The organism is Microbacterium atlanticum, assembly GCF_015277815.1.
In the GTDB taxonomy this organism is placed as follows: Bacteria; Actinomycetota; Actinomycetes; order Actinomycetales; family Microbacteriaceae; genus Microbacterium; species Microbacterium atlanticum.
On sequence record NZ_CP063813.1, the window covers coordinates 471,876 to 497,082 of the forward strand.

Annotated in this window: 22 protein-coding genes; 13 read left to right on the top strand and 9 right to left on the bottom strand. The window is 72.9% G+C overall.

The features are described 5' to 3' along the window. Window positions 1–29: 29 nt before the first annotated feature. Genes IR212_RS02045 through IR212_RS02060 form a run of 4 tightly spaced genes read right to left on the bottom strand, consistent with a single transcriptional unit; the run spans window position 30 to window position 5,522 of the window. Window positions 30–2,327: a beta-xylosidase/alpha-l-arabinosidase gene (locus IR212_RS02045; protein ID WP_194397374.1), complete on the bottom strand. Its 2,298-nt coding sequence runs from the start codon at window positions 2,325–2,327 to the stop codon at window positions 30–32. Continuing rightward, window positions 2,324–3,184 (bottom strand): carbohydrate ABC transporter permease, encoded by an 861-nt coding sequence (locus IR212_RS02050; RefSeq protein WP_228479589.1) that lies wholly within the window; start codon window positions 3,182–3,184, stop codon window positions 2,324–2,326. Before IR212_RS02050 ends, IR212_RS02045 begins: the two co-directional genes overlap by 4 nt. A 32-nt stretch (window positions 3,185–3,216) precedes the next feature. Further along, window positions 3,217–4,215: a carbohydrate ABC transporter permease gene (locus tag IR212_RS02055; protein ID WP_194398471.1), complete on the bottom strand. Its 999-nt coding sequence runs from the start codon at window positions 4,213–4,215 to the stop codon at window positions 3,217–3,219. Between the two features lie 17 nt (window positions 4,216–4,232). Further along, complete coding sequence (locus tag IR212_RS02060; RefSeq protein ID WP_194397375.1) at window positions 4,233–5,522, bottom strand: ABC transporter substrate-binding protein; 1,290 nt, start codon at window positions 5,520–5,522, stop codon at window positions 4,233–4,235. A 171-nt stretch (window positions 5,523–5,693) separates the two neighbouring features. Between IR212_RS02060 and IR212_RS02065 the strand changes: the two genes are divergently transcribed. Then, a complete protein-coding gene (locus IR212_RS02065; protein WP_194397376.1) occupies window positions 5,694–6,689 on the top strand; it encodes a LacI family DNA-binding transcriptional regulator in 996 nt (331 codons plus the stop codon). A gap of 11 nt (window positions 6,690–6,700) precedes the next feature. Here IR212_RS02065 and IR212_RS02070 read toward each other — a convergent pair whose 3' ends face one another. The 3 genes from IR212_RS02070 to IR212_RS02080 all read right to left on the bottom strand — a co-directional run bounded on the left by IR212_RS02070 (window position 6,701) and on the right by IR212_RS02080 (window position 8,505). Then, a complete protein-coding gene (locus IR212_RS02070) occupies window positions 6,701–7,864 on the bottom strand; it encodes an ROK family protein (protein WP_194397377.1) in 1,164 nt (387 codons plus the stop codon). Between the two features lie 90 nt (window positions 7,865–7,954). Continuing rightward, window positions 7,955–8,239 carry a hypothetical protein gene (locus tag IR212_RS02075; RefSeq protein ID WP_228479441.1) on the bottom strand — a complete coding sequence of 95 codons (285 nt, stop codon included), beginning with the start codon at window positions 8,237–8,239 and terminating at the stop codon, window positions 7,955–7,957. Window positions 8,240–8,304: 65 nt separating this feature from the next. Then, window positions 8,305–8,505, bottom strand: a complete 201-nt coding sequence (locus IR212_RS02080; protein ID WP_194397379.1) for a hypothetical protein — start codon at window positions 8,503–8,505, stop codon at window positions 8,305–8,307. 19 nt (window positions 8,506–8,524) lie between these two features. On the opposite strand from IR212_RS02080, the gene xylA reads away from it, so the two are divergent. From xylA to IR212_RS02120, 8 genes are all read left to right on the top strand, one after another. Beyond that, entirely contained in the window at window positions 8,525–9,715 is a 1,191-nt protein-coding gene (gene xylA, locus IR212_RS02085; RefSeq protein ID WP_194397380.1) for a xylose isomerase, read from the top strand. A 147-nt stretch (window positions 9,716–9,862) separates the two neighbouring features. Beyond that, a complete protein-coding gene (locus IR212_RS02090) occupies window positions 9,863–11,218 on the top strand; it encodes a xylulokinase (protein ID WP_194397381.1) in 1,356 nt (451 codons plus the stop codon). Between the two features lie 93 nt (window positions 11,219–11,311). Then, on the top strand, window positions 11,312–12,937 hold the full coding sequence (locus tag IR212_RS17210) for a LuxR C-terminal-related transcriptional regulator (RefSeq protein WP_273542107.1): 1,626 nt from the start codon (window positions 11,312–11,314) through the stop codon (window positions 12,935–12,937). A gap of 183 nt (window positions 12,938–13,120) precedes the next feature. Beyond that, window positions 13,121–14,206, top strand: coding sequence for an SAM-dependent methyltransferase (locus IR212_RS02100; protein WP_194397382.1), 1,086 nt, complete (start codon window positions 13,121–13,123; stop codon window positions 14,204–14,206). Window positions 14,207–14,333: 127 nt separating this feature from the next. Then, entirely contained in the window at window positions 14,334–15,173 is an 840-nt protein-coding gene (locus IR212_RS02105; RefSeq protein WP_194397383.1) for a transposase, read from the top strand. A gap of 54 nt (window positions 15,174–15,227) precedes the next feature. Then, complete coding sequence (locus tag IR212_RS02110; protein WP_194397384.1) at window positions 15,228–16,430, top strand: cation:proton antiporter; 1,203 nt, start codon at window positions 15,228–15,230, stop codon at window positions 16,428–16,430. Then, window positions 16,427–16,912 (top strand): glutaminase, encoded by a 486-nt coding sequence (locus IR212_RS02115; RefSeq protein WP_194397385.1) that lies wholly within the window; start codon window positions 16,427–16,429, stop codon window positions 16,910–16,912. The genes IR212_RS02110 and IR212_RS02115 overlap by 4 nt, the downstream gene beginning before the upstream one ends. A 117-nt stretch (window positions 16,913–17,029) precedes the next feature. Further along, complete coding sequence (locus IR212_RS02120; RefSeq protein WP_194397386.1) at window positions 17,030–17,830, top strand: tryptophan-rich sensory protein; 801 nt, start codon at window positions 17,030–17,032, stop codon at window positions 17,828–17,830. Window position 17,831: 1 nt separating this feature from the next. Here IR212_RS02120 and IR212_RS02125 read toward each other — a convergent pair whose 3' ends face one another. Further along, entirely contained in the window at window positions 17,832–18,575 is a 744-nt protein-coding gene (locus tag IR212_RS02125) for a glutamine amidotransferase-related protein (protein ID WP_194397387.1), read from the bottom strand. A 126-nt stretch (window positions 18,576–18,701) separates the two neighbouring features. Here IR212_RS02125 and IR212_RS02130 point away from each other — a divergent pair, with 126 nt between their 5' ends. The 4 genes from IR212_RS02130 (at window position 18,702) to IR212_RS02145 (ending at window position 24,250) form a co-directional block, all read left to right on the top strand. Next, a complete protein-coding gene (locus IR212_RS02130) occupies window positions 18,702–19,319 on the top strand; it encodes an RNA polymerase sigma factor (RefSeq protein WP_194397388.1) in 618 nt (205 codons plus the stop codon). Further along, window positions 19,309–19,776, top strand: a complete 468-nt coding sequence (locus IR212_RS02135) for a hypothetical protein (RefSeq protein ID WP_194397389.1) — start codon at window positions 19,309–19,311, stop codon at window positions 19,774–19,776. The genes IR212_RS02130 and IR212_RS02135 overlap by 11 nt, the downstream gene beginning before the upstream one ends. 69 nt (window positions 19,777–19,845) lie before the next feature. Further along, complete coding sequence (locus tag IR212_RS02140) at window positions 19,846–21,669, top strand: S8 family peptidase (protein ID WP_194397390.1); 1,824 nt, start codon at window positions 19,846–19,848, stop codon at window positions 21,667–21,669. Between the two features lie 76 nt (window positions 21,670–21,745). Beyond that, the gene (locus IR212_RS02145) at window positions 21,746–24,250 is read left to right on the top strand and encodes a CHAT domain-containing protein (protein WP_194397391.1); all 2,505 of its coding nucleotides are present in this window, start codon (window positions 21,746–21,748) and stop codon (window positions 24,248–24,250) included. A 192-nt stretch (window positions 24,251–24,442) separates the two neighbouring features. On the opposite strand, the gene IR212_RS02150 is transcribed toward IR212_RS02145, so the two are convergent. Continuing rightward, window positions 24,443–25,180, bottom strand: a complete 738-nt coding sequence (locus IR212_RS02150) for a substrate-binding domain-containing protein (RefSeq protein ID WP_194397392.1) — start codon at window positions 25,178–25,180, stop codon at window positions 24,443–24,445. Between the last annotated feature and the right edge of the window lie 27 nt (window positions 25,181–25,207).

Genomic DNA, 25,207 nt, shown 5'->3' on the forward strand with positions numbered 1-25,207 from the left:
GCGCACGGAGGCGGCCCGGGGCGGTGGGCTCAGCGGGTCTCGGGGACCAGGGCCGACACCGACGCGGTCGCCATGCGGGCGTCACGCGCGGTGACCGCGTGCACGTCGCCGTGCAGCTCGATGCGGGTCTCGGTGTCGCGCTCGGCGCACGACGGGCCGACCCAGAGGTCCACCGCGCCGGGCTCGACGATGCGACGCCCGTCGCGCCCGGTGAACGCCAGGCGCGTCGTGGGCACCGTGAACTCGACGGTCGCCGACTCGCCCGGCTCCAGCGTCACGCGCTGGTACGCGAGGAGCTGAGCCACCGGCCGCGTGACGGATGCGACCACGTCGCGGGCGTAGAGCTGCACCACGTCGGTTCCCGGGCGCCCGCCCGTGTTCGTCACGCGCACGGTCGCCGTGAGGGCACCGCCGGTGGCGGCGTCGGACGCAGCCAGGTCCTCGCGCGCGAAGCGGGTGTACGTCAGCCCGTGACCGAAGGGCAGCGCCGGCGTGTTGTCGGCGCTGGTGATCTCGGTCGGCCCTCCCAGCACCGGGTGCAGGTAGGTGTACGGCTGCGCCCCGGCCGAGCGGGGAAGCGACACCGGCAGACGCCCCGAAGGCTCCGCGGCGCCCGACACGAGGCTGGCCAGCGCGGGGCCGCCCTCCTCGCCGGGGAAGAACGCCTGCACCACGGCGCCGGCGGACGACGGCCCGTCCAGCATCCACCCGATCGCATACGGCCGTCCCGAGACGACGATCACGACCGTCGGGGTGCCGGTGGCCACGACCTCCTCGACGAGGCGGCGCTGCGCTCCCGGCAGCTCGAGGTCGTCGATGTCGTTGCCCTCGCCGACGGTTCCCCGGCCGAAGAGGCCGGCGCGGTCGCCCACCACCACCACCGCCACGTCCGCGGAGGCGGCGGCGCGCACCGCGTCGGCGATGCCGCGGGGGTCGCTGTCCTCCACATCGCAGCCGCGCTCGAGCACGAGCTCGGCGCGCGGGAACTCGGCCCGCAGCGCCTCGGCGATCGTGGGGATCTCGAAGCCGAGCGCAACGCCGGGATGATGCGCGAGCACGTGGTTCGCGAACGAGTAGCAGCCCATCAGGGCTTCCGCCGCGTCGGCGTTGGGGCCGAGCACGGCGATCCGGCGCGGGTCGGCGAGCGGGAGCACGCCGTCGTTGCTCAGCAGCACGAGGGACTCCTCGGCGGCCCGGCGGGCGAGTGCCCGCAGCTCCGGCCCGTCGAGCTCGACCGTGCTCGGCGGCGTCGAGAAGTCGGCGTCGAGGAGGCCGAGCTCCTCCTTCTGCGACAGCACGCGCAGCACGGCGCGGTCGACCACGGCGATGTCTTCGGGGTGGGCCTCGAGCCGCTCGCGCAGCGGCGCGGTGAACGCGTCGCCGGTCGGCAGCTCGATGTCGATCCCCGCACGCAGCGCCAGGATCGCGGCTTCGCCGAGGTCCGCCGCCACCCCGTGCAGGGCGTGGAGGAAGGCCACCGAGAAGTAGTCGGCGACCACCGTGCCGTCGAAGCCCCACTGCTCGCGCAGGACGCCGGTGAGGAGGTCCGGATCGGATGCCACGGGCACGCCGTCGATCTCGGCGTACGAGTTCATGACCGATCGCACGGCGCCGTCCCGCACGGCCATCTCGAACGGCGGCAGGATGACGTCCTGCAGCCGCCGGGTGCCCATGTGGACGGGGGCGTGGTTGCGTCCGGCCTGCGACGCGGAGTACCCCGCGAAGTGCTTGAGCGTCGCGTGCACCCCGGCCGACTGCAGGCCGCGGACGTAGGCCGTGCCGATCGTGCCCACCACATAGGGGTCCTCGGCGATGCACTCGTCCACGCGGCCCCATCGCGGGTCCGTCACGACGTCCAGCACCGGAGCAAGCCCCTGGTGGATGCCGAGCTCGGCCATCGACCGGCCGATCGCCGCCCCGAGCTCCTCGGTCAGCTCCGGGTCGAAAGCGGCCCCCCACGCCAGCGGGGTCGGCAGGGTTCCGGCCTTCCAGGCGGCAAGGCCCGTGAGGCACTCCTCGTGCACGATGGCCGGGATGCCCAGCGGCGTCTGCTCGCGCAGGCGTCGCTGCTCCGACCACAGCCACGCGGCCCGCTCGACCGGCTCCACCGGGCGCGTGCCGTAGACGCGCGTGAGGTGGCCGATCCCGTGGGCGGTCGCATCCTCGTATCGCGTGGTGGTGACCATCTCGCCGGCCATCGGCGCGACCACCTCGTCACCCTGATCGACCCAGTAGCCGACCAGCTGCGCGAGCTTCTCGTCGAGGCTCATGCGGGCATGCAGCGACCGCACCCGCTCGGACACCGCGGGCAGTTCCGTACCGCTCATCCCTTGACCGCTCCCGTCAGGCCGCCGACGATCCGGCGCTCGAAGAGGCTGAAGAACACCAGCGCGGGCAGCATCGACAGCGACGTGAAGGCGAGCACCTTCGCCGTGTCGACCGAGTACTGGGACGAGAACGCCTGGACTCCGAGCGGGAGGGTGAACGTGGACTCGTCGTTCAGGATGAACAGCGGCAGGAGATATCCGTTCCAGCTTCCGATGAAGGCGAGGATGCCGACGGTGATCACGCCGGGCACTGCCAGCGGCAGCACCATCCGCCAGAAGAACGACAGGCGACCGCAGCCATCGATGTAGGCGGCCTCCTGGATCTCGTCCGGGATCGCCTTCAGGAACGGCACCAGGATGATGATGGTCGTCGGCAGGGCGAACGCGATCTGCGGGAGGATGACCCCCGGCAGCGAGTTCATGAGGCCGAGGTTGCGCACCACGATGTACAGCGGCGTGATCGCGACCGTGATGGGGAACATCAGGCCCGCGGCGAAGAGCGCGTACAGCGCCCCGCGCCCGACGAACTGATACCGCGCGATGACGTAGCTGGCCATGAGGCCCAGCACCACCGCGCCGGCGGTCGTGGCGAGGCCCACCACCGTGGAGTTCAGCACCTCGTTCCAGAACAGGCCGCTGGTGAGGACGTCGACGTAGTTCTGCGGGTTCCAGTCGACTGGCAGGCCCGACGGGTCGACGGTGATCTCGGAGTTCGTGCGGAAGCCGCCGATGATGATGTACAGCACCGGCCCGAGCATCAGCGCGATGACCAGCAGGGCGATGAAGTACACCGCGGGGCTGCCCCACGGCAGCTTGTTGACGTCGCGGCGCCGCGACGGGACGGTGTCGCGGATCATGATGGTCCGGGTGCTCATGGAGTCGGTGGCGCTCACTTGACACCCCTCTCTGTGATGGCCCCTGCCGTGTCACGGCGAAGGATCGTGCGCTGGTAGATCAGTGCGACCACCAGCGAGATGACGAAGATGACGACGGCCACGGCGCTGCCGTACCCGAAGTTGCCGGAGTTGCGTCCGGTCGCGACCATGTAGATCGCCATCGTGTTGGTGCCCGCAACGGACGACACGTACTGACCCCAGATGATGTAGACGAGGTCGAAGAGCTGCAGCGCGCCGATGATGGAGAGGAACGCCCAGATCCGCAGGGTCGGGCCCAGCAGCGGCAGGGTGATGGACCGCTGGATCTGCCAGTAGGACGCGCCGTCGATCGCGGCGGCCTCGTAGAGCTCTTGCGGGATGCCCTGGAGGCCGGCGAGGAAGAGGATGACGGCGAAGCCGATGTACTTCCACGTCAGGATCGCCATGAGGGTCCAGATCGCGATGCTGGGGTCGGCGAGCCAGTCCTGCGCGAACGCGCCGAGCCCGACCTTCTCGAGGAAGCTGTTGACCGCTCCGGTGGTGGCGAGCATGAGGCTGAAGCCCGTGCCGACGATGACCTCGGCGATGACGTACGGGACGAAGATCAGCACGCGGATGATCGACTGGCCGCGCATCCGGCGGTTGAGCAGCAGCGCCAGCAGGACCGCGAGGGGGCCCTGCAGCACCAGCGAGGCGACGACGATGAAGGCGTTGTGCCCGAGGGCCTGCTGGAAGATCGGGTCGGTGAAGATCGTGACGTAATTCTGCAGGCCGATGAAGTCGGTGGCGGGACCGAATCCGGACCAGCGGAAGAACCCGTAGTACGCGGCCATGATGACCGGGAAGATCACGAAGCCGAGGAAGAAGATCAGGGCCGGACCCACCAGGATCGCGACCTCGAGGCGGCCCGCCCACCCCAGGCCACGGGGACGTCGGCGGCCCTGCGGCACCGACGGGGGCGGCGTGACGCCGCCCCCGTCGTGCTCTGCAAGGCCGCGAGCGTCGGAAGACATCTCGCGGGTGGTCACGATCAGCCCTGCTTGCCTGCCGCGTTGACGGCTTCGACGAGCTTCTCGGGGTCGCTGTTGCCCGCCAGCATGTCGACGACGGCCACGTTGAGCGCGTTCCCGACGTTCTGGCCGAGCACCGTGTCGAGCCACTGCGAGACGAACGGCGCGGCGTTGTACGCCTCGAGGATCTGCTGCAGGTAGGGCTCGGTCACGGCCTCCTGCGCCACGGTGTTGACCGGCGGCGAGTTGAAGGCCTTGTAGTAGGCCGTCTGCTGCTCGGCGCTGGCGACGAAGTTCAGGAAGTCCGCGCACTCGTCCGGGGCGTCTGCCGCGCAGGAGTATCCGTCGAGGCCGCCCATCATCGAGCCCGGCTCACCCTCGCCACCGGAGATCTCCGGGAACGGGAACCACGCCAGGTCGGGAAGCGGCTTCTGGTCGGGCGTCAGGGAGGCGATCACGCCCGGGTCCCACGCGCCCATGAGCTCCATCGCCGCCTTGCGGTTCGCGATGAGGCCGGCCGAGCTGCCCGCGCCCTGCTGGGGCTCGGTGGTCAGGAAGCCTTCGTTGAAGGGGTCGATCGACGCGAAGTCCTGCAGGTCCTCGCCGGCGCGCAGCCAGCACTCGTCGCTGAAGTCCTTGGTGTCGCCGGTCTCCTCGATGACCTCCGGGCTGCACTCGCGCAGCGCGAAGAAGTAGTACCAGTGCGCGGCGGGCCAGGCGGCCTTGGCGCCGAGGGCGATGGGCTCGATGCCCGTCTCCTTCAGGCTGCCGACCGCGTCCTTCAGCTCGTCGATCGTCTCGGGGTTCTCGGTGATGCCGGCGTTGTCGAACGCGTCCTGGCTGTAGAAGAAGCCACCCGGCAGCACCGAGAGCGGCATCGCCCACACCTTGTCCTGGTACGTCTCGGCGGCGAAGGATCCCTCGGGGATCTCGCTCTTGATGTCGTCCGAGATGAGGTCGGTGAGGTCTTTGAGCTGCCCGGCCTGCACCATCGCGGCCAGCTTGCCGCCGCCGCGCTGGAGGAAGATGTCGGGCGGATCACCGGCGTTGAGCGCCGTCTGGAGCTTGCCGTCCATGTCCTCGTTCTGGACGGACTGCATCTTGATCGTGACGCCGGGGTTCTCCTCCTCGAACGCGGCGATCGCGTCCTTCCAGAACTGCTGTCCGGGGCCGGTGGTGGAGTTCTGCCACAGCGTCATCTCGACGCTGCCGTCGCTGCTCTCGCCCGAGCCGCCCGCACCGCAGCCGGCGAGTGCGAGCACGCCGGCGACGAGTGCAGCCGAACCCGCGAGGATCCTGTTGCGCTTCATGTGATTCCGTTCTCTCCTTCGAGGAGCACCTCTGCTTCGCGGTGCCTTGTCTGCGCGATCGGGGTCGCGCGGCCCCGGAGCTCGGCCCGGGGTCTGAAAAGTCTGAAATGCCAACAAACCAATGTCAAACGTTTTCGAAAACGGTTTCCATCGCGTTATGCTTTCGAGATCATGAAGCGCCGCCCCACCATCACCGACGTCGCCGCGGCCGCGGGCGTCTCGGTGGCGACGGTGTCGAAGGCGGTCAACGGGCGGTACGGCGTCTCGAGCGAGACGGTGGACCGCGTGCTCGCGGTCGTCGCCGAGCTCGGGTACGAGTCCAGCCTCATCGCCAGCAGCATGCGCTCACGCAAGACCGGCGTGATCGGCGTGCTCGTCGCCGACTTCGAGCCGTTCAGTGCCGAGATCCTCAAGGGAGTCGGCCAGGCGCTGCGCGACTCGCGGTACGACCTGCTGGCGTACACGGGGTCGCGCGGCGCCGCGGACGGCTGGGAGCGCCGGTCGCTGTCGCGCCTCAGCGGAACCCTGATCGACGGCGCGATCATGGTCACGCCCACCGTCGTGAACGTCAGCGCGGAGGTGCCGCTCGTCGCGATCGACCCGCACACCGGCCCCGCCGACCTGCCGACGGTCGAGTGCGACAGCTTCGGCGGCGCGCTCCTGGCGACGAGGCACCTGATCGAGCTCGGCCACTTCCGCATCGGGTTCATCGCCGGGCGCCCCGACCTGCGCTCCTCGATCGCGCGCGACGCCGGCTACCGGAGGGCGTTGACGGATGCCGGACTCCCGGTGGATCCGGCGCTGGTGGGTTCGGGCAGCTACCGTCAGGACGCGGTCCGGATGGCGGCGCTCGAGATGCTCCGCCGGCCGGACCGGCCGACCGCGATCTTCGCGGCCAACGACATCTCGGCCATGGAGATCGTCAAGGTGGCCGCCGAGCTCGGCCTCGACGTCCCTCGCGACCTCTCGATCATCGGGTTCGACGATGTGCCCGAGGCATCCAAGTCGTCCCCGGCGTTGTCCACTGTGCGCCAGCCGATGCAGACCCTCGGCGCCGAGGCGGCGAGGCTGCTGCTGGCCCTCATGCAGGGCGAGCAGCCCGAGGTCACGCACGTGACGCTGCCGACCCGGCTGGTTCCGCGCGCGACGACGGCCGCTCCCGCCTGACCCGGGCTCTCTCAGCGGAGCGCGATCGCCGACGGGTCGTGCAGCAGCTCCGCGAAGGCGGCCTCGGCCGCTCCGATCAGCAGCCGGTCCTCCGCGAGCGCGGCCGCCCGGATCTCGAGATCCTCGCCGTTCGCGGGCATCGTCTGCGCGACGACGGCGCGCGTGAGGCCGGGCAGGTCGTGGTCGGCGAGCATCGCCAGAAATCCGCCGAGAACGACGACCGCCGGATTGAGCACATTCACCGCGTTGGCCAGTGCGGTGGCGAGGATGCGGCGCTGCCGGGCGACCTCCTCGGCCACCCCGGGAGCGTCCGACGTGCGCAGCAGCTCGGCGAGCTCCGGCTCGTCGGCGTTGCCGCGCCCGAGGGCGGCGAGCAGGCGGGCACGGCTGACCTCGTCCTCCAGCACGCCGTCGGCCGCGCGGCGGTCGGTCGGCGACGCGATGCCCGGGCGGTTCTGGCCGAACTCGCCCGAGTACCCCGACGCGCCGCCGACGGGGATGCCCTGCACGATGAGCCCGCCTCCGATGCCGCTCGCGCCGCCGTTGAGGTAGACGACGTCGTCGATCCCCTCGGCGGCTCCGAACAGGTGCTCGGCGACCACGCCCATCGCGGCGTCGTTGCCCACGGCCACCGGAAGCCCGGTGGTCTCCTGGACCAGCTCGCGCAGGGCGACGTCCCGCCACTGGAGGTGAGGGGCGTCGCGGACCATTCCGTCCGTCGCCCGCACGAGTCCGGGCACGGCGATTCCGATGCCCGCGATGACCGTTCCGGCGAGATCGTCCCGGCGCCACTGCGAGATGCACTCGGCGATGAGAGCCGCCGTGCGCTCGGGCGTGAGCAGCTCGGTCATCTCGATGCGCTCGCGGCGGCGCACCCGGCGGTCGAGCCCCACGGCGGCGATGGAGAGCGCGTCGACCTCCGGGTTCACCGCGATGGCGATGACCCGCGGATGGGCGGTGACCATCGGCGAGGGCCGCCCGACGCGCCGGCTGGGGTCGGGAGCCCGCTCCTCCGCCACGCCCAGGGCGACCAGGTCGCCGACGAGATCGGCGATCGTGGAGCGGTTGAGGCCGGTCGCGGCGGTCAGCGTGGCCCGTGAGACCGGGCCTTCCAGGTGGACGATGCGCAGCAGTCGCGCGAGGTTCGCCTGGCGGCTGCCGACCGGATCGCTCATCCCCTCACTGTAGAGGCGACGCGGCGGCGGTCACGTCCGTGAGACGGGGCGGGGCGTCGCCGCCGTGGCGAGCGGGGCGGTCGGCGCCCGTCAGGTGCGAGACGGCCCGGCCGAGGCCTGCGGCTCCGTGACTGCGGGGCAGATGGACTGCACGGCGGTGGCGAAGTCGAGTGTCTGCAGCACCTCGACCGCGCGGTCGTAGCGTGCGCCGCGCAGCACCACGAACACCGCGCCGACCACGTCGATGAAGCCCACAGTCGTGCCGCTGGCCTTCACCTCGTAGCGGTCGAGGCCCACGCGGTCCCACCGGACGGCCGAGTCCTGCGGGGGCGGCGGCTCCGGCATCCGCAACGGCAGCTCTCGCAGGGAGGGCATCGCACGCGACCGGAAGCCTCGGCGTGCGGGCGAGGAGGGCCTCTCGAGAACCATGGGGCGCCTCCTCACGTCGTAAGGAGATCCTGGTCGCGCAGGCCTTCCGACGCATGGGGCTTGACGACGGTGAGCGGTGAGGCTATGCGGAGGGCGGGTGCCGGCGCGTGCGTGTCGGCGGTCTTCGCCGGCACGAGCCTCGCCATCGCCTCGCGAGGCTGACCCGCACTGGACGGGGCATCCGTTCTGGTATAGGTTGTCGTCAGCAACATTTACCCGCAAAGGAGCGTCATGCCCACCCCCACCCGCGACGACAAGTTCTCGTTCGGCCTCTGGACGATCGGCTACAACGGCACCGACCCGTTCGGCGGACCGACCCGTCCCGCCCTCGATGTCGTGCACGCGGTCGAGAAGCTGGCCGAGCTCGGCGCCTACGGACTCACCTTCCACGACGACGACCTGTTCGCGTTCGGGTCGACCGATGCCGAGCGCCAGACCCAGATCGACCGCCTCAAGGGCGCGCTGGCCGACACCGGCCTCATCGTGCCGATGGTCACGACCAACCTCTTCTCGGCCCCGGTCTTCAAGGACGGCGGCTTCACCTCGAACGACCGGCAGGTGCGCCGGTTCGCGCTGCGCAAGGTGTTCCGCCAGCTCGACCTCGGCGCCGAGCTGGGCGCCAAGACCTTCGTCATGTGGGGTGGCCGCGAGGGCGCCGAGTACGACTCGGCCAAGGACATCCGCGCCGCGCTCGAGCGCTACCGCGAGGCCGTGAACCTCCTCGGCGACTACGTCACCGACAAGGGCTACGACATCCGCTTCGCGATCGAGCCCAAGCCCAACGAGCCCCGCGGCGACATCCTGCTGCCGACGCTCGGCCACGCGATCGCGTTCATCGAGTCGCTCGAGCGCCCCGAACTGGTCGGCCTCAACCCCGAGGTCGGCCACGAGCAGATGGCAGGCCTGAACTTCGCCGCCGGCATCGCGCAGGCGCTGTACCACGGCAAGCTCTTCCACATCGACCTCAACGGCCAGCGCGGCATCAAGTACGACCAGGACCTCGTGTTCGGCCACGGCGACCTGCACAACGCGTTCGCCCTCGTCGACCTGCTCGAGAACGGCGGCCCCGGCGGCGTGCCCGCCTACGACGGCCCGCGCCACTTCGACTACAAGCCCTCGCGCACCGAGGACGAGACGGGCGTGTGGGAATCGGCATCCGCCAACATGCGCACGTACCTCCTCCTCAAGGAGCGCGCCGCGGCCTTCCGTGCCGACCCCGAGGTGCAGGAGGCGCTCGCCGCAGCCAAGGTCGACGAGCTCTCGGTGCCGACGCTCAACGACGGCGAGTCGTACGACGACTTCCTGGCCGACCGCTCGGCCTACGAGGACTTCGACGCCGACGCCTACCTCGGCGGCAAGGGCTTCGGGTTCGTCCGCCTGCAGCAGCTGGCCACCGAGCACCTGCTCGGCGCCCGCGGCTGAGGCATCCGACCGCGACCGCGGCGGGCTGCCCGCGCTGCCGCTGGTCCGGCCAACCCACTCGCCAGGACACGCCGACGACCGGCCCGCCGGTCGGCGTGTCTTGGCGAGTGAGGTATCGACACAGGGAGCCTTCCGAGGAGGAAGAGGATGACGCTGGTCATGGGGGTCGACTCGTCGACCCAGTCGTGCAAGGTCGTGATCACGGATGATCTCGATACGCCGGGCGCCGCTTCGCGGGGCTCGGCACTCGATCCGGCGGCCGCCACCGGCGCGGTCGTGCGGCAGGGGCGCGCGTCGCACCCCGACGGCACGTCGGTCGACCCGGAGGCGTGGTGGACCGCGCTGCAGGCGGCCATCGCCGACGCCGGCGGCCTGGACGACGTGGCGGCCTGGGCGATCGGCGGACAGCAGCACGGCATGGTCGTGCTGGACGCCGAGGGCCGGGTGATCCGCGACGCGCTGCTGTGGAACGACACCCGCTCCGCGCAGGCGGCCGCCGACCTCACCGCCGAGTTCGGCGCGGAAGAGCTCGCACGCCGGACGGGCCTCGTGCCCGTGGCATCCTTCACCATCACCAAGCTCCGCTGGCTGCGCGATGCCGAACCCGAGAACGCCGCGCGGGTCGCCGCCGTCGCGCTGCCGCACGACTGGCTGACGTGGCGGCTGCGCGGCTTCGGGCCCGAGGGCGAGTCGCCCCGCGGCCCGGTGCTCGACGAGCTGGTCACCGACCGCTCCGACGCGTCGGGCACCGGCTACTGGAACCCCGCCACCGGCGGCTACGACCGCGAGCTGCTGGTCGCCGCGCTCGGCCACGACGCGGTGCTGCCGCGCGTGCTCGGGCCGGCGGAAGCGGTGACGGATGCCGCCGGCCGCCGTGTCGGCGGCGGCGCGGGCGACAACGCGGGGGCGGCCCTCGGCCTCGGCGCCGGACCCGGCGACGTCGTGGTGTCGATCGGGACCAGCGGGACGGTCTTCGCCGTCAGCGAGCAGCGCACGATCGACCCGACGGGCACGGTCGCGGGCTTCGCGGACTGCACCGGGCGCTTCCTGCCGCTGGTGGCGACCCTGAACGCCGCGCGCGTGCTCGACGCGATCGCGCGCCTGCTCGCCGTCGACCACGCCGAGCTGTCGCGGCTCGCGCTCGCGGCCGAGCCGGGCGCGGCCGGCCTCACGCTCGTGCCCTACTTCGAGGGCGAGCGCACGCCGAACCTGCCCGATGCGACGGCGTCGCTGAGCGGCATGACGCTGGCCTCCACGACGCGCGAGAACCTGGCGCGCGCGGCAGTGGAGGGCATGCTGTCGGGGCTCGCGGCGGGGCTCGAGGCGCTGCGCGGCCTCGGCGTGCCCCTCGAGCGCGCCCTGCTCGTCGGCGGCGGCGCGCAGTCCGAGGCGGTCCGGCGCATCGCCCCGCTCGTCCTCGGGCTGCCCGTCGAGGTGCCGGAGCCGGGGGAGTACGTGGCGCTGGGCGCGGCGCGGCAGGCGGCATCCGTCCTCTCCTCCTGATTCTGGCGCCCGGGCGGGTTTGGCGCCTGCCCGGAACGCTCACCCGGTGCCCGGCCCCTCCACGGCGCACCCGCCCAGCGGTACGATTCCCGCATGGCGGACTCGGCGTCCGTGCTCGAGAGGGCGCGGACGGCATATCGGTCCGGTGACTGGGTGACAGCACGGGACGGCTTCGCAACCGCCCGGGACGGGGAAGCGGCCACCGGCCGTGATCTGCGTGCCCTCGCGTCGTGCGAGTGGTGGCTGGGGCGGCAGGAGTCGTGTCTCGAGATCCTCGAAAGCGCCTTCCGGCTCCTCGACTCCGGCGGGGACGAGGCGGCCGCCGCCGAGGCCGCGCTCGTGGTGGCGCTCGTGCGGCTGACGCGGGGCGAGCTGACCGTCGGCACCGCGTGGGCGCGGCGGGCTCACCGCACCCTCGCCGAGCTGCCGGACTCGGCGGCGCATGCGTATGACGTCTACCTGACGGCGAGCATGGACCTCGACGGCACCGGCACGCTGTGGCCGGCCGAGAGCGTGTCGCGGATGCAGGAGCTCGCGGCCGCGCTGCGGGCGCCGGCGGTCTCGGCACTCTGCGCCGTCGTGTCGGGCATGCACGCCATCCGCGCGGGGCGGCCGGCCGAGGGCTTCGCGCAGCTCGACGAGGCGATGCTCTGCGTCGTGTCGGACGAGCTCGACGCGGAATGGGCCGGCGACATCCTGTGCACGACCATTCACGTGTGCCACGAGCTCGCCGACTTCCGGCGGATGGCGGACTGGACCCGCGCCGCCGAGGCGTGGTGCGCGTCACGGGGCACCGACGTCGTGTACGCCGGCGTGTGCCGCGTGCACCGGCTCGAGCTGCAATCGGCGAGCGGGGAGTGGGATGCCGCCGAGGCCGCGCTGCAGCGCGCGTGCGACGACCTCGCCTCCGACCACCCGTGGGTCGCCGGCGACGGGTGGTATCAGCTCGGGGAGATCCGGCGCCTGCGCGGAGACGCCGCCGGGGCGCACGACGCCTACGCCCGTGCCCGCGCCTGCGGCGTCGACCCCGTGCCGGGTGAGGCGCTGCTCGCGCTGGAGGCGGGTGATGCGCGGCTGGCTGCCGCCATGATCACGACCCCGCTGGAGCGGCGGGACCGCATGGGCCGCGTGCGGCTGCTGCGCCCCGGCATCCAGATCGCCCTGGCCGGCGGGCACGCCCCGCGGGCGGAGCAGCTGCTGGACGAGCTCGAGACGGACGCCGGGGACTTCGGCAGCGACGGCTTCCGGGCGTGGGCGGCGCACGCGCGGGGGATGGTCATGGTGGCCGCCGGCGATGCCGACGGTGCGATCAGCCGCCTGCACGCCGCCCTCCACCTCTTCCGGCGCCTGCGGCAGCCCTGGGAGCAGGCGAACGTGCTCAGCTGGCTGGCCTCCGCACACGAACTGCGCGACGACGACACGCTGGCGGCGCAGCTCCGCGAGCAGGCCGCGGCCATCTTCGAGCGCTTGGGCGCACCCCCCGTGGTGGTGCGCGCGGCGGTCCCCTCGGCGTCGGACGGCCCGTTGACGGCCCGCGAACGCGAGATCGTCGAGCTCGTCGCGCAGGGCAAGTCGAACCGCCGGATCGCGGAGGAGCTGTTCATCAGCGAGAAGACGGTCAGCCGGCACCTTGCCAACGTCTACGTGAAGCTCGACGTCGGCTCCCGCACGGCCGCGGCGGCGTGGTGGCACGCGCAGGCCGCGGGCCGCACCCGCTGACGGCGGCGGCGCCGGAGGAGAGACGTCGAGGCGACTCGCGGCGCGGGGTGCGGCATCCGTCATCTGCATCGAATGGTGCAGACGGCGTGCGCGCGATTGCGCCGTTCGCCCGACGCGGGGCGCGCCGCGGCCTTCGTAACGTCGTACTCGGATACCCGAATGGACACAGGGAAGGAGACGACGATGTCCACGACGATCACCGAGACGAACGCAGCGGCCACGGCCGCGTTCGAGGACCGGATCATGAACGCCGCACTGGGCTGGTTCGACCTCACCGCCGTGCACCTCGGCTCGCAGCTCGGCTGGTACGCCGCGCTGGCGCAGTCCGACGGCCTCACGGCGGAGGAGCTGGCCGCCCGCACCGGCACCCACGCCCGCTACGCGCAGGAGTGGCTCGAGCAGCAGGCCGCCAGCGGCTTCCTCCGCGCCGAGGAGGGCCGGACGTACGCCGAGCGGCGCTTCACGCTCGCCCCCGGTGCCGAGGAGGTCCTGCTGGACCGCGGCAGCCGGTCGTACCTCGAGCCGCTCGCCCGCATGGCGGCCGCCGCCTCCGGACAGCTCGAGGCGCTCCTGCAGGCCTACCGCACCGGCGGGGGCGTCAGCTGGGAGCAGCTCGGCCGGCATGCGCGCGAGGCTCAGGCAGACATGAACCGCCCGTGGTTCGAGCAGCTGGGACCGGTCTTCGCCGGTATCGAGCACATCGACGCGGCGCTGCGGCGCCCCGACGCCCGCATCGCCGACCTCGGGTCGGGAGGCGGCTGGTCCTCCATCTCGCTCGCACAGGCGTACCCGCAGCTGCGGGTCGTCGGCTTCGACATCGACGAGGCGTCGGTCGAGCTGGCACGGCGCAACGCCGCGGAAGCCGGCGTCGCCGACCGGGTCGAGTTCCTTCTCGCGGACGCGGCGCTCGCCGCCGAGCACGGGCCGTTCGACGCCGTCTTCGCGTTCGAGTGCCTTCACGACATGCCGCACCCCGTCGAGGTGCTCGCCGCGGCACGCGCCGCGGTGCGCGAGGACGGCGTGGTGGTGATCATGGACGAGGCCACCGAGGAGCGCTTCGCCGCCGACGCGAGCGAGCTCGAGCGGCTGCTGTACGGGTTCAGCATCTTCGTGTGCCTCCCGGACGGGCTCTCACACCGGCCGAGCGCGGGCACCGGCACGGTCATGCGCCCCGACACGCTGCGCCGGTACGCGCGGAATGCGGGCTGGAGCGACATCCGCGTCCTCGTGCCCGAGTTCGGGCTGTGGCGCTTCTACGAGATCGTCTGAGGCGTCAGGGCCGGCCGCGTGGCGGCATCCGCTCCCTCTCGCTTCCTTCCCTGTTCGTTCGCCGGACGCCGGAACGCCGTCATCGCGTCCGGCGGACGAACGCCGGGGAAGCGGCCACAATGAGGGCATGGCGACGGATGCCGACGACTTCGATGCGATCGCACGCGAACTGTACGCCCTGCCACCCGCGCAGTTCACGGCCGCGCGCAACGCGCGCGCGGGGCTCGCCGCACCGGCGCTGGCCAAGCGGATCAAGGCCCTGCGCAAGCCGACCGTGCCGGCGTGGAGCGTGAACCTCCTCGCGCGCGAGGGGCAGCTGTCGGAGGCGCTCGAGCTCTCCGCCGCGCTGCGCGAGGCGCAGGACGACCTCGACGCCGCCGAGCTGTCGAGGCTCGGCAAGCAGCGGCGCCAGCTCGTCGCCGCCCTGGCCAAGGAGGCGGTGGGTCTCGCCGCCGACGCCGGCGTGACGCTCGGTCCCGCCGCGCGCGAGGAGGCAGAGAAGACGATCAACGCGGCGGTGATGGACGCCGGCGCCGCCGCGGCGGTGCTCACCGCCCGGCTCGTCAAGCCGCTCGAGGCCGGCGACATCGACGACAGCACGCTCGCCGACGCGGTGGGGGGCTCGCTTCCCGGGGTGGCAGCGCCGCCGCCGCGCGACGACCTGGCCGAGCGCCGGGCGCGCCGCGCGGCGGAGAAGGCCGCGCGCGAGGCCGAACGCGCGGCCGGCGAGGCGGAGCGGGAGCTCGCCCGCGTCGACGCCCGCCGGGCGAAGGCTCAGGAGCGCGTCGACCACGTGCGCGAGCGCATCGACGACCTCCGACGCGATCTGGCCGGGCTCGAGGCCGACGAGGAGGCCGCCGTCGGCAAGCTGGACGCCGTCGAGCGGGAGCGGGCCGATGCCGCGGCGAAGGCGAGTGCGGCGGCGAAGGAGGCCGAACGCGCACAGCGCGCGCTCGACGGCCTCTGATCTCCCCCCGCCGCGGGGTCGCGGGAGCACCTCCCGCGCTGGCACTCTGTTCGAGTGGACGACCTCACCCCCACGACCCTGGTGCTGATCCCGCTGCTGGCGGTGCTCGCGCCGCTGCTCGCCCGCGGGATCGGCCGGTGGGTGCGCGTGCCCGTCGTGGTGTTCGAGCTCGTGCTGGGCATCCTCATCGGCCCGGCGGTGCTCGGGTGGACGGGCCCCAGCGAGTTCGTCGAGACGTTGGCGAACTTCGGCCTGGCCATGCTGTTCTTCGTCGCCGGCACCGAGATCGAGTTCGGCTCGTTCCGCGGCCGGCTCGGACGCCGGGCCTCGCTCGGCTGGCTCATCAGCCTCGTCGCGGGCATCGCCGCCGGGTTAATCCTCGCGCCCGGAGAGGCGGCCGTCGTCATCGGCATCGCCCTCTGCTCGACCGCGCTCGGCACGCTGCTGCCGATCCTGCGCGACGCGGGGGAACTGCCGACGCCCTTCGGCAAGGCCGTCGCGGCGGTCGGCGCCATCGGCGAGTTCGGCCCGCTCGTCGCGATCTCGATCTTCCTGGGCGGGCGGGAGCCCGGCCTGTCCACGGTGGTGCTCGTGCTGTTCGCCGCGTTCGCGGCGGGCGCCATCTGGCTCGCATTCCGCATCCCGCGGGGGGCGATGCACGCCTTCATCAACTCCACGCTGCACACCTCCGGCCAGTTCGCCATCCGCGTCATCTTCCTGATCCTCGCGGTGCTCGTCGCGCTCAGCGTCGTGCTCGATCTCGACATGCTGCTGGGGGCGTTCACGGCGGGCGTGGTCTGGCGCCTGCTCATGCGGGACGCGTCCGAGCACGACCGCCACGCGGTCGAGAGCAAGATCGAGGGCGTGGCCTTCGGCTTCATGGTGCCCATCTTCTTCATCTACACCGGGATCACCTTCGACCTCGAGGCGCTGATGGCAGACCCGGTGCTGCTGGTGCTCGTGCCGGTGGTGCTCGTCGCGCTGTTCGTGGTCCGCGGGCTGCCGTCGACCCTCGCGGTGCCGGAGGGATCGTCGCGGCGCGACCGGCTCGCGATGGCCCTCCTGGGGGCCACCGGCCTGCCGATCATCGTCGCCGTGACGGCGATCGGCGTGGACGAGGGGATCCTCACGACGACCCAGCAGTCCGTGCTCGTCGCGGGCGGCATGCTCTCGGTGCTCGTGTTCCCGCTCGTGGGCGTGACGCTGCGCGGTCGCCGGGCGACGGCCCCGATCGCACTGCAGGACGACATGGCGTGAGCGCCGTCGACCTGCTGGAAGCCGCCCGGGCGCGCCTCGCGACCGCGCCGCGCGAGGCGCTGGGCGAGCTCGTGGTGCCGCGACGCATCCTCGGAGTCGCGCGCGCCGCGCGCATCGAGCCGCGTGGGAGTGCGTGGCACCTCGGCGTGCTGCTGCTCACCGACGACGCCGTGCTCGCGACCGGCGAGGTGATCCGCGCGCGTGCGGAGGTGCGGCGCGGCTACACCGCCGAGTCCCAGCGCCGGCGTGCGGAGCTCGCGGCAGCGGCCCGGCGCGGCGGCTTCGGCGAGGGAGAGACGGTCCACATCGGGTGGCGGATGCTGCGCCCCGACGCGCTCGACGGGGGCGAGGCATCCGCTCCACTGGCGCTTGCCGACGGCGTGCCCAGCGTCCGCTGGAGCGCGGCGGGCGGGCTCGTCCCCCTCGCCGCGTACCTCGACGAGCGGATCGGCCTTCTGCTCGACCCGCCGGGCGGTGCGTAGCGGCGCCGCACGGAAGCGACCGCAGCGGCGTGGTGACCCGCCGCCGGCGGCGTATCAGCACCTCTCGGCAGGGTCAATGGGTCGCGACCGCCGCAGCGCGCCCCCTACCGTGTGAGCATGGCGGGACGCGACCTCACCCGGCAGATCGTCGTCATCAGCGCGTTCTGCTTCATGATCATCGCCGCGATGGTCGGCTCGGGCCTGTTCGGCGGCACCTCCGTCGAGAACCTGCAGGACGGCGCGCTCGACGAGGACGGCTCGTACCTTGCGCCCGCCGGACCGGCATTCGCCATCTGGAGCGTCATCTACCTGGGCCTGTTCGCCTACACGATCTGGCAGGCGCTGCCCTCGCGCCGCGGCGACGAGCGGCAGCGGGCCCTCGGATGGCTGATCGCGGGCACCATGGCGGTCAACGGGCTGTGGCTCGTCGCGGCCCAGTTCGGGTCGCTCGCCCTCACCGTGCTCGTCATCGTCGTGCTGCTCGCGCTCCTCGGCGTGACCTTCCACCGCACCGTGATCGACCCGGCCGACGGCTGGCTGGACCGCCTCCTCGTCGACGGCGTGACCGGCCTCCACCTCGGCTGGGTCACCCTCGCCACCGTGGCGAACACCACCGCGTGGCTCACCGGCATCGGGCCGCCGGAGTGGGAGGCATCCGCGGATCTCTGGGGCGTCGTGGTGCTCCTCGCCGTGGCCGTCATCGGCCTGGGCATCGAAGCGGCCGGCCGCTGGCGCCTGGGTCCCGCGCTCGCCCTCGCCTGGGGACTGTGCTGGCTCGCCGTCGGGCGGCTGACGGGCGAGCCGCCGAGCACCGCGATCGGGACCACCGCGCTCGTCGTGGCCTTCGTGATCCTCGCGGCGGCCGTCGTCGGCACGGTCATCCGCGAGGCGGCGTCCTTCCGCAACGCCGGGGCGTGAGTCAGCCGCGGGCGAACCGCGTCGCGAAGGCGCGCAGCAGCCGTGCCGGCTCGGTGACGGATGCCGCCAGCACGCGCGCCGCGATCGCCTCGTAGTCCGCCGACTCGAAGTATCCGTCGTCGCGGTAGACCGCCATGCGCTCGGTGAACGCCTTCGTCGTCGGCTCGGGGTGGAACTGGGTGGCGTAGAGCCGGTCGCCCACGCGGTACGCCTGGACGGGGCATGCGTCGTTCGACGCCAGCAGCACCGCCCCGTGCGGGAGCTCCTCCGTTCCCTCCTTGTGCGCGGTGAGAGCCGAGAACCGATCGGCCAGGCCGCCGAACACCGGGTCGGCGCCGGCGGCGTCGGTCAGGTCGATCGTCACCGGGCCGGTGTCCTCGGGGAACGCGCGGCTGACGCGGCCGCCGAGCGTGCGGGTGGCCACGCCGATGCCGTAGCAGGTGAACAGCGCCGCCGCGCCCATGCTGGACGCGGCGTGCTCCGCGATCCGGGCGAGCTCGGCCTCGAGCCGACGCTGGGCGTCGGTCTTCGTGGACTCGGGATCGGCGACGTTGAACGGGCTGCCGCCGACCAGGAACCCGGCGTACCGGTCGAAGACGCGGTCCGGCAGCGGCTCGCGCACCAGATCATGACGGGCCAGCGCGTCGGCGTCGAGGCGCATGGCCGTGCGGAACGACTCGTACTCCGCCTCCGCCGCATTGCGCTGCGGGCGTACGCAGACGTAGAGAAGCGGCCGCGTGGTCATGCACGAAGTCTAGGTCGGCGCCCGCCGGACGAGCGAGGCGGCCGAGATCTGCGGAATCCGTCGGGTCGTTTCGTGTATCAGACGGCCCCTTCCGCGCTCGGGCATGGTGTGGACAGAATGGGCGCTATGACGCACGCGGGCGCCGAGCCATCCGTCGACTCCGTGGAGCCGGCGAGATGGGAGCGTGCCGCCGCACTCTTCGTGCGGTGGCGCGAGGGCGACAGCCGTGCGATGGACGAGCTCGTCCGCCTGATGTCGCCACCGCTGTGGCACGTCGTACGGGCGTACGGACTCGACCATGCGCTGGCACAGGACGTCGTGCAGACGACCTGGCTGACGCTCGTTCGCCGTCACGAGACCATCAACGACCCCCTCGCGGTGTCGGGATGGCTCACCATGTGCGCACGCCGTGAGGCGTGGCGGGTCGGCAAACAGCATCGCAAGGCCGATGCGACCGAGGCCGAGACGCTCGCACCGCACCTTCCTGTCCACGAATCCGCCGAGCACACGGCAGCGCAGGACGACGAGACGCGTCGCCTCTGGACAGCTGTCGCGACGCTCAACGACCGATGCCAGCGCCTGCTGCGGATCGTCGCGTTCGAGGATCGTCCGGACTACGCCCGCATCGCCGAAGACCTCGCGATGCCCATCGGATCCATCGGGCCGACCCGTCAGCGCTGTCTCGCGAAGCTCCGCGCCGTGCTGGAGGGCGAGGGATGGAAAGGGGACGACGATGGAAACTGAGGACTTCGCGGCCGATGCCGCACTCTTCGCACGCATGCGCCGCATGTGGGAGGACGTCGACCCGGTGCCCGCCGACCTGGTCGACCGCATGGTCGCCGCGGTGGCCGTGGAGGACCTCTCGCGCGAGTACGCGCTGCTCACCCTCGTCGAGGGGACGCTCGCGGCGGTGCGCGGAGACACCGACACCGCCACGCTGCAGTTCAGCGACGGCACGACCAGCGTGCTGCTGCACGTGACGGCCACCGAGGGCGGCGGGCGTCGGGTGGACGGATGGGTGGACGGCACGGCGCTGGCCATCCGGCTCGTCCAGGACGACCGGGAGTGGTCGGCCGATCCGGGCGAGCACGGACGGTTCGCCTTCGAGGAGGTCACGCCGGGGGTGGCCCGCCTCCGCCTGGTGGTCCGCGACGCCGACGGGGCGCTGCGCGACTTCCAGACCCCGCAGTTCGAAGTCTGACGATCAGTTCGAAGAGACGGATGCCGCGGCCTGGGGGCCGCGGATTCCGCATGTGATGAGGGAGAAGACATGGCGAACGCCGACAGCGCGCAACGAGGCACCTGGCGGGAGCGGGAGGTGGCGGGCGAGCCGAAGGGCGTCGTCCTCGACCCTCGCCGCGAGCCCGTCCCCGGCCTGCAGGCCTACGACACCGTGTACGCCGCCGGTCACCTGGTGATCTCCGGCGATCCGGCGGAGGCGGAGGCGGCGCTCAAGGGCGCGGGGGCGAAGCTCGGCTGGGATGTGGAGGTCGAGGAGCTGCCCAGCGGCCAGGACACGGCAGCGCTCTCGCGCGCGCGGATCGTCCAGGCGCCGCGCGAGGGCCGCGACGACGAGCCGGTGCCCCCGGTCGACGCGTGGCGGCTGCTGCAGCAGGCGCGCCGTGACGTGCTCATCGCCGAGCGCATGGGCGTCGCCGCCCGCGGCCTCGCACCGCGCGAGGCCGGCGCGGAGGTTCCCGACTCGGCGGCCCGCGCGGCGGCGACGCGCTCCGTGTCGCTCGAGGCGGCGATCGCGAACGACCCGCCGCGCCGTGCCGAAGCGGCGGCGCAGACCGAGACGCGCACGCGGTCGGCCCGGGCGGTCGACGATCCGGTGCTCGCGCAGGTGAGCCTGGACCACGTGCTCGGCGTGGACCCCATCGACATGAACCCGCACGGCCGGACGAATCCGCACGGGCGCACGAATCCGCACGGCCGTACCAATCCGCACGGCCGCACCAACCCGAGCGGCACGGACGGCTACGCCTACCCCGGATCCGGCGGGCTCGAGCTCGTCACCTACATCGGCGCTCCGCCCGCCGACCGGCATGCGCTGGCAGACGGCGGGCGTCGCCCCGTCATCGGCTTCGTCGACACCGGCTGCGGCACGCACCCGTGGTTCACGGCGCCCGATGGGCGGTCGGTCGTGCGCACGATCGACGCGGTCGACGGCTCCGGCGTGATCGGGGTGAACGACCCGGCGACCGACCCGGAGCGGTTCGGCGACCAGGCCGGCCCGCTCGACGGGTTCCTGGACGACGCAGCCGGACACGGGACGTTCGTGGCGGGCGTGCTGCGTCAGGTCTGCCCGGACGCGGACCTCATCGCGATCCGGGTCGCCGACAGCAACGGCAGCGTCCTGGAGAGCGAGCTGATCACCGCGCTCGAGCAGCTCGCCGACTGGATGGATGCCGGGACCAAGACGGACCCCCATCACCTCGACGTGCTGAACCTCTCGCTCGGGTACTACCACGAGACGCCCGAGGACGGCCGGTTCAGCCTGCGCCTGTTCGAGGCGCTGCGCAGCCTCCGGTCGCGGGGCTGCGTCATCGTCTGCTCGGCCGGCAACGACGCGACCGAGCGCCCGTCGTTCCCCGCCGCCCTGTACGGCTGGGGTGATCCGCTCCTGACCTTCGACGAGCCTGACGGTCTCGCCGACCACTTCGCGGTCGGGGCCCTCAACCCGCAGCGGTCATCGGTCGCGCTGTTCAGCAACATCGGGGACTGGGTGAACCTGTACGCACCCGGCACGTCCGTCATGAGCGTGTTCCCGTCGTTCGCGGGCGGACTCCAGGCGGGGTCCCGCAACGACCGCGCCGACCGCCGGCGCCAGAGCCTGGACCCGGACGACTTCGACAACGGCGAGGAGGGCGGCTTCGCCGTGTGGAGCGGAACCTCGTTCGCCGCGCCCTTCGTGGCGGGGACCGTCGCGGCGGAGCTCGCGGGCGACCTCATGCGGCCCTCCACCACCCAGGCGCAGGCGCAGGCGTCGAGCCCGCGGAAGGACGCGGTGAAGAAGGCGCTCGATGCGATCCGCGCCGCCGATCGCTCCCCGCTCGCGGCCGCCCGCACGCCGGGCGCGGCGCGCCGCTGACGCCGCCGGGCGGCCCTTGCCGGCGGCGGGCCGCCCGTCGTCGCTGTGCGGACGCTCTTCGCGCCATGATTGCTCCATGGGGACTCGGATCGACGCGGGGGCGAGGTATGCCCGCGGGGTCGAGCTCGCCAACCGCGGCCGGTACACCGACGCGCGGCGCATGCTCGCAGAAGCGAGCGACGCGGCAGAGCGCGACGGCGACCGCAACCTGACGGCGCGCATCGCCGGCACCACCGCGTACGTCCTCGCCCGCATGGGGGACGTGGACGCGGGTGAGCGGCTGTGCCTCGAGGCGCTCGCCCAGGGCGGACTGGATGCCGTCACCGTCGCCCAGCTGCACGGACAGCTCGGTGCCCTCGCCCTGGAGCGCGGGCTGCTCGACGACGCCGCGTCCTGGCTCGACAAGAGCATCCGCGGACTGCGTGACGATCCGGTGCGGCAGGCCAACATGAGGATCAACCGCAGCCTGGTCGACATGCAGCGCGGGCAGCTCGACGCCGCGATGGCCGACCTCGCCGCGGCCGAGCACACCTACCGGGAGGCGGGGCTCGGGACCGAGGCGGACCTCGCGGTGCACAACCGCGGATACACCCTGATGCTCGCGGGCGACCTCGTGGCGGCTCTGCAGACGATGCAGGCGGTGCGCGAGCCGCTGGACGACGCGTCCACAATGTGGGCGGCGGTGAACGAGCTCGATCGTGCGGAGGTGCTCCGGGAGGCCGGGCTCGTGACGGAGGCCGAGCGAAGCCTGTCGGCGGTGTCGGCGGTGTTCGGCCGGCATCGCGCTCCGCGCGACCGCGCGACCGCCGACTACCACCTCGCGCGGTCGCTGCTCAGTCACGACCCCGAGCGCGCGGCGACGGTGGCGACAGCATCCGCCCGCCGGTTCGCCGCGATCGGCAGCCCCGGGTGGGCCGTCCGCGCCGAGGCGATCGGGCTTCGCGCGCGCCTCGCCGTCGGCCGGCTCGATCGCAGCGGCATGCCGGTGCGGACGCCTCGCCGGCTGCCGTCGCCGGCGAAGGTGGCCGCCGTCGCCGACGACCTTGAGGCGCAGGGCTTCCGCTCCGAGGCCGAGGCGCTCCGGCTCACCGACGCGCTGGCGCGCATCCGCACGGATCATCGAGAAGTGAAGGCCGTGCCGGCGCCGCGTGTCGGACCTCGGACGCCGCTCGAGGTGGGACTGCTCGCACACGAGCTGCGCGCCGCGCACGCGGCCGCGCTCGGCCGGGAGCACGACACGCGCAGGCACGCCGCGGCCGGGCTGGACCTTCTCGACCGGCACCGGCGGTCCTTCGGCAGTCTCGACCTGCAGGTCTCGGCCGCGATGCGGGGCACCGGGCTCGCCACGACCGGGCTGTCGTCGGCGCTGCGGTCGCGCAGTCACGCCGCCGTGTTCGAGTGGTCCGAGCGGGCTCGGGCCCTCACCGGATTCGTGCTGCCCCTGCGCCCGCCGCCCGATCCGGACCTCGCGGCGGACCTGGCTGAGCTGCGGGTGCTGCGCGCGGCGCAGCCGGACGGGGACTGGCTCTCGGACCCGCGCGCCGCGCTGCTGCGTGACCGCACACGCGAGCGGCAGTGGAGCCACACCGCGGCGGGCGAGCACACCGGACGTGCGACGCTCGACGAGGCGAGGGGGGAGCTGGCCGACGGCGAAGTCCTCGTCGCGTACGTTTTCGACGGGACGCAGCTGGCCGCGCTGGTCGTGTCGAGGAACGGCTCGCAGCTCGTCGGTCTGGACTGGGCGGCCGCGCGCACCGCGCTCAGGGGGCTGCGGGCGGACCTCGACATGTCGGCCGCCGTGGTGCGCGGTCCCATGGCCGCCGTCGTGCGCCGCGGCCTGGACGCCCGGCTGGAGACCCTGTCGCAGATCCTCTGCGGGCCGATCGACGGCGTCCTCGATCGGGCGGAGCGGGTGCTCATCACGGCGCCCGGAGTCCTGTCCGGGGTGCCGTGGATGATGCTTCCCGCGCTCCGCCGCCGCCCGATCTCGATCGCGTCGTCGGTGTCGGCCTGGGTCCGGGAGCGCGCGCGCGAGTGGGTGCCCCCGGAAGCAGCGGGATTCGCCGCGGGGCCCCGGGTGGCCCGTGGCGAGGAGGAGGTGACCGCCGGGTCGGCCGCCTGGCGGCGGGCCGACGTGCGTGCGGGCGACGACGCCACCGTTGCGGACGTGACGGCGCTGGCTTCCCGCGTGGGCGTGCTGCACATCGCCGCCCACGGGCGGCACGCCGCCGACAACCCGATGTTCTCCGGCCTCGAGCTGGCCGACGGCGCGCTCTTCGGCTACGACATCGACCTGATCCCGCGCGTGCCCGAGACCGTCGTGCTGTCGGCCTGCGAGGTCGGCCGCTCGTCGGTGCGGTGGGGTGAGGAGGCACTGGGCATGACCCGCATCTGGCTGCACGCCGGCACGCGCAGCGTGATCGCGGCGCCCGTCGTGGTGGCGGACGACAACGCCTGCGAGCTGCTGGGCGCGGTCCACGAGGGTCTCGCGGCCGGGGTGGCGCCGTCGGTCGCGCTCGCCGAGGCGGCGGAGCGCACGGGCATCGTGGCGCCGTTCCAGGTCCACGGCGCGGGTTTCTGAGAACTTCTCCCGTTCGTGTATCAGGGCGGATGCCGCGCGCTCCTGATCATCGGACCGGCTCGGCATGCCGATGGGGGTCGGAGCGACGCGAGACCTCGGGGAACGCAGTTCGGGCTGCGTGTCTCGACGCCGGTCCATGAGGGGTGCCGCATGGGAACTGGGGCGGCACCCCTCCCCATGTCCGGCCGGTGGTCAGTCGCGCGATGAGTTGGCGGTGCGGCCGCGGACGATCCCGACGAAGCTCTCGACCGCCGACGTCGTCCGCTCGGCGACCCACGCGAGCGCGACCGTGGAGCGGGGGCCGTCGGCGAGGGGGCGGTGGTCCGCGTCCTTGCGGTGGTGCAGCCGCGCCACCGACATCGGGACGACGACGATCCCGACCCCTGCGGCCACCGTGGCGATCGCCTCGGCCGTGTCGGCGGGAGCCGCGAACGCCGGGGGCAGCGCTCCCGGGACCCGGATGCCGAGCACGTCGTCGTCCGGGACGATGAGCACCTCGCCCTCCAGGTCCGCGATGGCGAGCTCGTCCGCCGCGGTGAGGTGCGAGTCCCGGGCGCAGACCACGACCGGCACCTCCTCGTAGAGCGGTATGACGTGGAGCCCGTCCTTCTCCAGCGGGAGTCTCACCAGCGCCGCGTCGACATCGCCGTCGAGGAGAGCCCGGCGCTGGCCGGCGACGGGGAGGCTGATCAGCTCGAGTGCGGTCTGCGGCATCCGCTCGTTCCACGTGTCGATCCACCGGCCGGGCGTCGCGCCCGGAACCGCCCCCAGCCGGAAGATCGGCGGCGGTGCGGCGGGCGGCTCGGGCGAAGGGCCCGGGGACGGCTGCGGGCGCCGGGGCCGGACGGCGGGCTTCTGCGCGCGGCCGGCGGTGCGGCCCCGCGGAGGCGGCGTGCCGCGACCTCGCCCGCGCGACCCGCCCTTCGCCATACCTCTCAGCGTAGCCGGGCGCTATCG